The sequence below is a fragment of the Pseudoalteromonas sp. BSi20439 genome (assembly GCF_000241165.1).
GTDB lineage: Bacteria > Pseudomonadota > Gammaproteobacteria > Enterobacterales > Alteromonadaceae > Pseudoalteromonas.
The window spans coordinates 16,998-27,091 of record NZ_BADW01000156.1; the positions used below are offsets into that span (position 1 = coordinate 16,998).

The window sequence follows — 10,094 nt, forward strand, 5'->3', positions numbered from 1 at the left end:
GGTTTGCCTCCAATAAGGAATTATTATTATACCAATTAACTTAGCTTAGTTTATTTCAGCGTTAACACTATTACTGTTGCTAGTTATGTTATTAGTATTGGGGATGATCATACCCAAGCTACCTCAAAGTGCGAGTCTCAAACCAATAATCAACGCTGAGCAATAACAACTTAATTGCTGATAGTGAGTGAGGGTTTGGTATTGAATCATGTACTTTGAGGTGGTTTGGATATAAAGATTAAAGGCAGCGAATGCTGCCCTTAATTTGCGATTAATTACTCAGCGTGAGCTGTAACGTAATCGATTGCAGATTGTACTGTAGTGATCTTTTCAGCTTCTTCATCTGGGATCTCAGTGTCAAACTCTTCTTCAAGAGCCATTACTAATTCAACAGTATCAAGAGAGTCTGCACCTAGGTCATCAACGAATGAAGCTTCGTTTTTAACTTCTTCTTCTTTAACACCTAGCTGTTCGATGATAATTTTCTTTACGCGTTCTTGGATATCGCTCATTCTTCTTTCCTTTATTAAAAACGCCAATGCGTTATTTTCAGATTGCGGCGTAGTTTACGTCCGATAATTCTCTGATTCAATCTTTTGACCATAAATAATTTGCTGGTCAAACCTGTTGAGTGTTTATTTTACCTTTTATCGCTTATTTTCACAGCGATTTCAAGTATGTTTAAAGCAAGTTTGCGAAAAATTCAATGTTTTTTAGCAAACCCGCATACTATTTTTGGTTTATTAAATTCGTATTACGAACTTAAACCATGTACATCGCACCATTTACATGCAAAGTTTCACCTGATACATACGCAGCGGCGTCAGATGCTAAATAACATACTGCAGCTGCAATCTCATCTGGCTGACCTAAACGACCCGCAGGTACGTTTGCAAGCGTTGCTGCTTTTTGCTCATCTGTCAAATCATCGGTCATGTCTGTTTGAATAAAACCAGGTGCAACCACGTTAACAGTAATACCACGAGACGCTACTTCACGCGCTAGTGACTTAGAAAAGCCGATAACACCCGCTTTAGCGGCCGCATAGTTAGCTTGACCCGCATTACCCATAGTTCCCACTACAGAGCCGATATTGATGATACGGCCGTTCTTTTTCTTCATCATTGGGCGAAGTACGGCCTTAGATAAACGGAAGATAGAGCTTAGGTTGGTGTCGATAATATCGTCCCACTCATTTTCTTTCATGCGCATTAATAAATTATCGCGCGTAATACCGGCATTATTTACTAATACATCAATATCACCTAAATCAGCTTTAATTGCCGCTAATGTCGCCTCAATTGACGCAGGATCGGTTACGTTTAACGCATAACCTTTACCGTTATCACCTAAGTATTCGCTAATTTTAGCCGCACCCGACTCGCTTGTTGCCGTGCCCGCTACTTTTGCGCCTTGCGCTACTAATGTGTTTGCAATAGCTTTACCAATACCACGGCTAGCGCCAGTGATCAGGACAACTTTGCCCTCTAAAGAAAATAAATTACTCATATTATATACTCTTATTTAGCTGTATCGATTGATGCAAGGTCATTTACTGAGCCACACACCATCGCTTTATCAATGCGTTTTGCAAGTCCGGTTAGTACTTTACCAGGACCAAATTCATAACTTTGTGTTACGCCTTGTGCAACCAATGCCTGTACCGTTTCGGTCCAACGTACTGGGCTATATAACTGGCGCACTAATGCCTCTTTAATTGCATCTGCTGAACCTTCAGCTTTTACATCAACATTATTAATTACATCACACTTAGGTGTATTAAATGTTAAAGCGGCTAAATCGGCGGCTAATTTTTCTGCGGCTGGTTTCATTAGTTCACAATGCGACGGCACACTTACAGATAATGGCAGTGCTCGTTTTGCTCCGGCTTCTTTACAAGCAACAGAGGCTCTATCAACTGCATCTTTATGACCGGCAATAACAACCTGACCAGGCGAGTTATAGTTTACTGGAGAAACCACTTCACCTTGTGCCGCTGCTGCACAAGCGGCTTTAATTTCATCGTCGCCTAAACCAATAATTGCAGCCATAGAACCTACACCAGCAGGTACGGCTTCTTGCATGTATAAACCGCGGTTTTCAACCAGTTTTACGGCTTCGCTTAAACTGAGCACATCGCTACATACCAAAGCTGAGTACTCACCCAAGCTGTGACCTGCCATAACGACGTCTGCATCTGGATTTGCAGCCAACCAATGACGATAAATAGCAACGCTTGCGGTTAATAGTGCAGGCTGAGTACGGTGTGTTTGATTTAGTTTTTCTTCTGGACCGTTAAGTACAAGGTCTGCTAGGTCGTAACCAAGTGCGGTTGAAGCTTCTGCAAATGTGGCTTTTACTATGTCAGAACTAGCTAGTAGCTCTTGTAACATACCCACAGTTTGCGAGCCTTGACCTGGAAAAAGAAGTGCAATTTTTTGTGCCATAGTTTGCTCTTTTAATTAAACAAAATAAATAATGTGTAACACGGCACGTTAACTGTTATTCAACCGCCGTGTCTTTAGAATGTGTTTTTTCGAAAATAGCAGCTATTTTATCTGGAAGTTGACGTTCTACTTCTTTCACTGCTTCGTCGATTGCAGCATGAAATGCTTTAGCTGAGGCATTTCCATGGCTTTTAACAACAATACCGCGCAATCCTACCAGAGAAGCGCCGTTATACTGGTCGGGGTTCACTCTTTTATAGAGTTTTTTTATGATTGGCGCCAACATAAACGCCATGCACTTGTAAACGACGTGCTTTTCGAGGGCACGGGTAAACTTTTTCATGATAAGTTTAGCAATGCCTTCGCAGGTTTTAAGTGCAACATTACCGACAAAGCCTTCACAGACGATAACATCGGCCTTGCCAGAAAAAATATCGCTACCTTCGCTATACCCAATATAATTAATCAGCTCGCTTTGTTGCATTAATTGTGCGGCTTGCTTAATTTCTTCATGGCCTTTTATATCTTCAGCACCAATATTTAATAAACTTACTTTAGGGTTATCGCAGCCAAGTGCTTGGCCTGCAACCACAGAGCCCATAATGCCAAACTGATACAGCATTTGCGCATCACAATGCACATTAGCGCCTAAGTCGAGTAAGTAAACAGGATTTTTACGTTCAGTAGGTACAGCAGATATCAGTGCGGGACGTTTAACCCCTGGAAGCATTTTTAATACGTAATGCGCCATAAAAAATAGCGCCCCTGTATTACCAGAGCTAACACAGGCTTGCGCTTCGCCCGATTTAACTAAATCAAGGGCAACTCGCATGGAGGAATCTTTTTTTGAGCGTACAGCAACAGCGGGTTCGCAGGCATTGGTAACAACATCGTTACAGTGGCGAATTATTAATCTGGGATGAGAAAGCGAATCGAGTGATTCTAATTGTTTAGCTATTACTTGCTCGTTGCCACATAAAATGAGTTTTAAGTTGGCATTAGCATTTACCGCACGAACGGCTGCGGGGATAGATGAACGGGGGCCATAATCGCCCCCCATCATATCTAACGCTATGGTTAGATTAGTCAGCATATAAGCAATCTCTTAGTTAGAAATTACTTGAACGCCTTTGTAGTAACCATCTGCAGTCACATGGTGACGACGATGAGTCTCACCAGATGTTTGGTCTACAGTTAAAGTTGGACCACTGATCGCATCGTGTGAACGGCGCATGCCGCGTCTTGCACGAGACTTTTTGCTTTTTTGTACAGCCATAGTCTTCTCCTAAGAATCTTTCTTAAGTTGTTTCAAAATATCAAATGGATTTGGTTTATCATCTTCCGCCTTTAAAACACCAAAGCTAGCAGGCTCTGCTGTATAACTGCATGAAGCTTCGTTGTGGGTAGGCACTAATGGCACTGCTAAAATAAGTTCGTCTTCGATTAACTCAAACACGTCTATTTCACCATTTTCATCAAGTGCTACTTCGTCGTAGCTTTCTGGAAGATCATCTGACTCTGCATCCAAACCGACTGGCGAATACACAAAGTCTTGATCCAAATCCAACCCTAAATCACCATTACAACGTTGACAAGTGACAGTTACGTGTGTGGACAAATTGCCACTAATCACAACTAAACCTTGCTCATCGTTTTTGCAATGAATTTTTACCGCTATTTCACCTACTTCTTCCTGGATAACCCCTCGTAAACGAGGAAGTTTCTCAAGCGGTACAACGCCGTCATACTTTAAACGATGCTGAGCTGCTTTGCCCGGATGAAGGGTGATGGGAATTTTCACCTTTTGCATAGGGGCTGCATCATATAGATAGTTAGTAAGTTAGTCAAAGTAAAAAACCAATTTTACGTTGTTTTTCACGTGTTTTACTCACGGATCTGATTTATCCTAACTCAATCTGATTTACGCTAGGAAAACATGCCATGAAGCACCCCCTTATATTAGCCTCAAGCTCGCCATTTAGGCAGTCTTTATTACAAAAATTTAATCTGCCGTTTGAAACGTTTTCGCCAGATGTTGACGAAACGCCGCATAAAAACGAAACACCAAGCACACTTGTTAAGCGCCTCAGTGAATTAAAAGCCGCAGCAGCCGTCGATCATTTTGACCAAGGCCTCGCGATTGGCTCCGACCAAGTTGCTGTATTTGATAGCCAAATATTAGGTAAGCCGCACAATAAAGAAAACGCAATAAAGCAATTGAGCTTATTTAGTGGGCAAACAGTCACTTTTTTAACTGGTTTATGTGTGTACGATATACACACTAAGCAATGCAAAACCATTATTGAGCCATTCAATGTGACCTTTAAAACGTTAACAACGGCGCAAATAAGTGCTTATTGCGATGCAGAGCAACCTTATAACTGTGCTGGAAGTTTTAAAAGTGAAGGCTTGGGTATTTGTTTATTTGAAAAGCTCAGTGGTGATGATCCAAACAGCTTAATTGGTTTACCACTCATTAAACTCAGCCAATTATTGGCTGAGTTTGGTGTTGATGTATTAGCAGCTCAAGTGCCTAGCGCAAATTAACTGATTAACCGAGTAATATATTTTGCAACTGCTGATAGTTGTCAGCCGTTGCAATCGGGGTTAACTCGTTTAATTGCGCTGCGTTGTGCACACCCATGGTTACCCCTATTCTATCCATACCCGCGGCTTTTGCCATTGCCATATCTATTTGGGTGTCGCCTATCATTAGCGCTTCATCAACACTTATCCCTAGCTCTTCAAGCAATTGATAAAGCATATCGGGAGCAGGCTTTGATTTAGCGTCGTCGCTGGTACGCGTAGCACTAAAAAAGTGACGCAGTTGGCTTTCATTCAGTAGACGTTCCAGTCCTACTCGGCTTTTACCTGTGGCAACCGCCAATATTACGCCTTGATTTTTTAACTCAGTGAGTACCTGTGTAACGTGATCAAACACCGGTGTTGGGGTGGTATCAAGTGCATATTGCTGTTTATAACCTGCAATAAGCGTTTCGTGATGTTCGCTGTGATCAGGAAACAAGGTTACGATTGCGTTTTCAAGCGATAAACCAATAATATTTTTACTAGCGGTATCGCTTGGCGGCTCAATATTATGTGATTGGGCACTTTTGCGAATGCAATTAACGATTTTGCTAATTGAATCCATAATGGTGCCATCCCAATCAAAAATCACCAGCTTGTAATGTTTTATTGGGGTTACGATCACGCCTTTGCTGCTCTAAGTTTTACTAAACAACTTGATAGTGCTTTATCAAGCGGTGCTTCTACTCGCATAGTGGTTTCGTTTTTAGGATGGTAAAAGCTTAAATCATGCGCGTGTAGAAATAAGCGGTTTAAACCGCGTTTACGCATTGACTCATCAAATCCTTGGTCGCCGTACTTATCATCACAGGCAATAGCATGGCCTTGACACTGAGTATGCACACGAATTTGGTGAGTACGACCAGTTACAGGGGATGCCTGTACTAATGAACAATCGTTAAAACGCTCAAGCACTTTAAAACGAGTATGCGACGGTTTGCCCTCGGTATTATCAACACGTACTACGCGCTCACCCGATTTAAGGGTATTTTTACGCAAGCCTTCAGTTACATTTTTCGTTTTAGAATCCCATTGGCCTTCTACCAATGCCCAGTAATTTTTTCCATGGTTTTTTCGCGTAATTGCTCATGCAAAGCGGTCAGCACTGAGCGTCGCTTAGCAATGAGTAAACAACCTGAGGTATCACGGTCTAACCGATGCACAAGCTCAAGGCTACGCTCTTCTGGGCGTAAAACGCGTAATGCTTCAATAAGCCCGTAGCTTAAGCCACTACCGCCATGCACAGCCATGCCTGAGGGCTTATTAATAACAATTAGGTATTTATCTTCAAATAATATATCGTCTTCGAGGCGCGTTACTTTATCGAGTTTTGAGGGTACAAACTCTTCACGCTCTGACACTCTAATTGGCGGTATACGAATAACGTCGTCTAGCTGCAATTTATACACAGGTTTGATGCGTTTTTTATTAACACGCACCTCACCTTTACGAAGAATTTTATAAATTGCGCTTTTAGGCACCCCTTTTAAATGGGTAATAAGAAAGTTATCAATACGCTGACCTAGGTGGTCTTCGTTGATCGTGACAAAAGATACTTGTAAGCCGGTTTTTTCTGACATTGCCTAATCACTGATTTAAGTAAAATAATTTAGTTGCTAACACGGTTATAATAGTGGGATAATCAGCAGCGCAAATATTTAGTATTTGCAAATAACAACGGTGCTTTTTAACACAACAAAACATTCGTGATGCACATTCTGGGTAACCGATCATACAGATCCGAGTTAAGTTTTCCAAAGCTTTTATACATACCCAGTCAACACGTGCGCACAACTAACGGCAATGCGCGTAATATATTGCTGGTTAAGTTTGAACATGAATTGATTTTTAATGTGATAGTAAAAGCAATGAACAGATAATTTGTCTGATAGTGACGGCGTAAAAAACACGCCGTTCAGAATTCGCTCAAATATTGTAGTAGTACCGTACAGCAGCTTATTTAGAACTAAAAAAATCTAATAAATAAGCGTTCATTAACATCGGTAGCGATTTTTGCTCATAAAATAGATAACGGTAGTTTTAAAAACGAAACTATGGTTTGAACCTAAAGAGCCCTACGCACCTAATATGAATGCATTTAATAAGATTGATATGACAGGCCAACTTCTGGATAAAATGAGTATTGAGCTAAACAGCCGACACATTTGAATCCCTTTAGAATTTAATAGCGTGATAGCACCCTATTGTTTGCCGGCATTTAAAATACTGCGTACCAAAATACAGAGCCGTTCCGTTAAAGACCCAGTCGTGAGGCTGCACATTCTAAAAATAGGAACACCTGAACAGGCGAGAAAAACATCGTCATGTCAGCGACACAAACTAGTAGAGTAACATTATGAAACGTATGCTAATCAATGCAACGCAGCAAGAAGAAATGCGCGTAGCACTGGTTGACGGCCAGCGCCTATATGATTTAGATATAGAAAGCCCAGGTCACGAACAGAAAAAAGCCAATATTTATAAAGGCAAAATCACACGCATTGAACCATCTTTAGAAGCAGCATTTGTTGATTACGGTGCTGATCGTCATGGTTTCCTTCCATTAAAAGAAATTGCTCGCACTTACTTCCCGCAAGGTTACACCTTTCATGGTCGTCCGAATATTCGCGACGTGATCAAAGAAGGTCAAGAAGTAATCGTACAAGTTGATAAAGAAGAGCGTGGCCAAAAAGGTGCTGCACTCACAACCTTTATCAGCGTTGCCGGCAGCTACTTAGTGCTTATGCCTAATAACCCTCGCGCTGGCGGTATTTCTCGCCGTATCGAAGGTGATGAGCGAACTGAACTTAAAGAGTCGCTTAGCCGTTTAGAACTACCTAAAGGTATGGGCTTGATTGTACGTACTGCGGGTGTTGGTAAATCGTTTGAAGAATTAAACTACGATTTAAAAGCATTATTAGTCCACTGGGAAGCTATTCAACAAGCGGCAGACAGTGCTAAAGCGCCATTCTTAATTCACCAAGAAAGCAACGTGATTTTCCGCGCCATTCGCGACTATTTACGTCGTGACATTGGCGAAATTTTAATTGATAAGCCACGTGTTTTTGAAGAAGCTAAAGCGCACATTGAGCGTTTTCGTCCTGACTTTATGAGCCGCGTTAAGCTTTATCAAGGTGACACACCGTTATTTACGCATTACCAAATTGAAAGCCAAATTGAGTCTGCGTTCCAACGTGAAGTGCGTTTACCGTCAGGCGGTTCAATTGTTATTGACCCTACTGAAGCACTTACGTCTATCGATATCAACTCGTCTAAAGCAACAAAAGGCGGCGATATTGAAGAAACAGCACTTAACACCAACTTAGAAGCAGCGGATGAAATTGCACGTCAACTTCGTTTACGTGACTTAGGTGGTTTAATTGTTATCGACTTTATTGATATGACTCCTCCACGTCATCAACGTGAAGTAGAAAACCGCTTAAAAGATGCCGCTCGCCCAGATCGTGCGCGTGTTCAAATTGGTAAAATTTCACGCTTTGGTTTACTTGAAATGTCGCGCCAGCGCCTACGCCCTTCACTAGGTGAAGCAAGCCAAGGTGTTTGTCCACGTTGTAGTGGTCAAGGCACTATTCGTTCAAACGAGTCAATTGCACTATCGATTTTACGTTTGATTGAAGAAGAAGCGATTAAAGACAATACTGCACAAGTAAATGCACAAGTACCTGTTGCTGTTGCCGCTTATTTATTAAATGAGCAACGTCGTAGCGTTCACCGCATTGAAAAGCATCACAAATGTGACGTAGTGATTATTCCTAATCAACACATGGAAACACCACACTACGAAGTAATGCGCTTACGTAAAGATGAAACGCTTGAAACAGTAAGCTACGAGCAAGTTGTTGCGCCTGAGCCAGAAGCATTTGAAATGTCTAAATCGCCAGCAGCCCCTGTACGTGAAGAGCCGAAGCTTAAAGGTGTCGTTATGCCTTCAACGCCTGCTCCACAAGCGGCAGCAAAAGCAGCGCCGGTAGTAGAAGCAAAAGCTAAAATTGGTTTATTTACTGCATTGGGTAAGTGGATTAAGTCGTTATTTGCAAACGAAAGCGAGCAAACAACACAAGAGTCTTCTGAGAAGAAATCTCAAGAGCGCACCAATAACAATCGTGGTAGTGATAATCGTCGCCGTAACAACAACCAGCGTCGTCGTAATAACAACCCACGTAATAAACCACGTAACGAACGTACAACAGACACTGAAACTAAAAATGAGTCAGCGCCTGCAGGTGATACGCAAGAAAAGAATGAGAATCGCAATAAGCGCCGTCGCAATTCTAATACGCGTAAACGTCCTGAGCATAAAACTGAAGATAAAACGCAAGTAAAAGCAGAGGCAACTCAAAACGCGGATACTGCGCCTAAGTCTGACAAAAATGCAAGTGCTGAGCCAAAAGAGCAAAAGCCTAAGGTACGTCGCCAACGTCGTAATTTACGTAAAAAAGTTCGCGTACAAGACGAAAGTGCTGAGCAAGTTCAAACAACAGAGCAAGCTGTTGAGCAACCTGTGGTGAAAGAAGACAAGCCACAAGTACAAGAACAAGCACCTGTTGCTGAAAAGCAAAAGCCAGTATCAGATGAAAAAGCACCTGCACCTGCTAAAGAACAAGCAGAGGCTGTTGTTGATGCAAACGATAACGCTGTGGCACAAGATGAAGAACAAGAGCAAACACGCACTCGTTCACGTCGTTCACCACGTCATCTTCGCGCATCAGGTCAACGCCGTCGTCGCCCTGAAGGTGAAAACGCACCAGAAAAGTCTGATGAAGCGCCTGCGTTTGTACCCGTTGCGGATCAAGCCGCTGCTGAATACGAAGCAGAGCTAAAAGCAAAAGCACATAAATCGGCCGTTGATGCCTCTGATGCAGTTGAACAAAACATTGTTGAGGAAGAATTAGCGAAAACTGAAGAACCAGTGAAAACTGAAGAACCAGTGAAAACTGAAGAACCAGTGAAAACTGAAGAACCAGTGAAAGCTGAAGAGCCAGTGAAAGCTGAAGAACCAGTGAAAGCTGCAGAACCAGTGAAAACTGAAAAACCAGTAAA

Annotated in this window: 9 protein-coding genes and 1 pseudogene; 2 read left to right on the forward strand and 8 right to left on the reverse strand. The window is 42.0% G+C overall.

The window, feature by feature from the left end:
• Nucleotides 1-275 precede the first annotated feature (275 nt).
• The 6 genes from acpP to yceD all read right to left on the reverse strand — a co-directional run bounded on the left by acpP (nt 276) and on the right by yceD (nt 4,257).
• The gene (gene acpP / locus P20439_RS12660; RefSeq protein ID WP_008109873.1) at nt 276-512 is read right to left on the reverse strand and encodes an acyl carrier protein; all 237 of its coding nucleotides are present in this window, start codon (nt 510-512) and stop codon (nt 276-278) included.
• A 250-nt stretch (nt 513-762) separates the two neighbouring features.
• On the reverse strand, nt 763-1,509 hold the full coding sequence (gene fabG, locus P20439_RS12665) for a 3-oxoacyl-ACP reductase FabG (protein WP_008109872.1): 747 nt from the start codon (nt 1,507-1,509) through the stop codon (nt 763-765).
• A gap of 11 nt (nt 1,510-1,520) precedes the next feature.
• On the reverse strand, nt 1,521-2,447 hold the full coding sequence (gene fabD / locus P20439_RS12670) for an ACP S-malonyltransferase (protein WP_008467403.1): 927 nt from the start codon (nt 2,445-2,447) through the stop codon (nt 1,521-1,523).
• Between the two features lie 55 nt (nt 2,448-2,502).
• Nucleotides 2,503-3,540 (reverse strand): phosphate acyltransferase PlsX, encoded by a 1,038-nt coding sequence (plsX, locus tag P20439_RS12675; RefSeq protein ID WP_008467405.1) that lies wholly within the window; start codon nt 3,538-3,540, stop codon nt 2,503-2,505.
• Between the two features lie 12 nt (nt 3,541-3,552).
• On the reverse strand, nt 3,553-3,723 hold the full coding sequence (gene rpmF / locus P20439_RS12680) for a 50S ribosomal protein L32 (RefSeq protein ID WP_008109865.1): 171 nt from the start codon (nt 3,721-3,723) through the stop codon (nt 3,553-3,555).
• Between the two features lie 9 nt (nt 3,724-3,732).
• Nucleotides 3,733-4,257 (reverse strand): 23S rRNA accumulation protein YceD, encoded by a 525-nt coding sequence (gene yceD / locus P20439_RS12685; protein ID WP_008109862.1) that lies wholly within the window; start codon nt 4,255-4,257, stop codon nt 3,733-3,735.
• A 131-nt stretch (nt 4,258-4,388) separates the two neighbouring features.
• On the opposite strand from yceD, the gene P20439_RS12690 reads away from it, so the two are divergent.
• A complete protein-coding gene (locus P20439_RS12690; RefSeq protein ID WP_008467407.1) occupies nt 4,389-4,994 on the forward strand; it encodes a nucleoside triphosphate pyrophosphatase in 606 nt (201 codons plus the stop codon).
• Nucleotides 4,995-4,998: 4 nt separating this feature from the next.
• Here the strand turns inward: P20439_RS12690 and P20439_RS12695 are convergent, their stop codons facing one another.
• Together P20439_RS12695 and rluC are read right to left on the reverse strand one after the other, a co-directional pair.
• Complete coding sequence (locus P20439_RS12695) at nt 4,999-5,658, reverse strand: HAD-IA family hydrolase (RefSeq protein ID WP_008467409.1); 660 nt, start codon at nt 5,656-5,658, stop codon at nt 4,999-5,001.
• Nucleotides 5,655-6,613: pseudogene (gene rluC / locus P20439_RS12700) on the reverse strand (23S rRNA pseudouridine(955/2504/2580) synthase RluC). The gene P20439_RS12695 and the pseudogene rluC overlap by 4 nt, the downstream one beginning before the upstream one ends.
• A 776-nt stretch (nt 6,614-7,389) precedes the next feature.
• Here rluC and rne point away from each other — a divergent pair.
• Nucleotides 7,390-10,094 (forward strand): ribonuclease E (rne, locus tag P20439_RS12705; RefSeq protein ID WP_036934003.1); only part of this gene is annotated, 2,705 nt, incomplete at its 3' end.

Excerpts from the sequence above, each read along its gene's own strand:
- acpP (WP_008109873.1), bottom strand. The coding sequence starts at position 512 with ATGAGCGATATCCAAGAACGCGTAAAGAAAATTATCATCGAACAGCTA.
- fabG (WP_008109872.1), bottom strand. The coding sequence starts at position 1,509 with ATGAGTAATTTATTTTCTTTAGAGGGCAAAGTTGTCCTGATCACTGGC.
- fabD (WP_008467403.1), bottom strand. The coding sequence starts at position 2,447 with ATGGCACAAAAAATTGCACTTCTTTTTCCAGGTCAAGGCTCGCAAACT.
- plsX (WP_008467405.1), bottom strand. The coding sequence starts at position 3,540 with ATGCTGACTAATCTAACCATAGCGTTAGATATGATGGGGGGCGATTAT.
- rpmF (WP_008109865.1), bottom strand. The coding sequence starts at position 3,723 with ATGGCTGTACAAAAAAGCAAAAAGTCTCGTGCAAGACGCGGCATGCGC.
- yceD (WP_008109862.1), bottom strand. The coding sequence starts at position 4,257 with ATGCAAAAGGTGAAAATTCCCATCACCCTTCATCCGGGCAAAGCAGCT.
- P20439_RS12690 (WP_008467407.1), top strand. The coding sequence starts at position 4,389 with ATGAAGCACCCCCTTATATTAGCCTCAAGCTCGCCATTTAGGCAGTCT.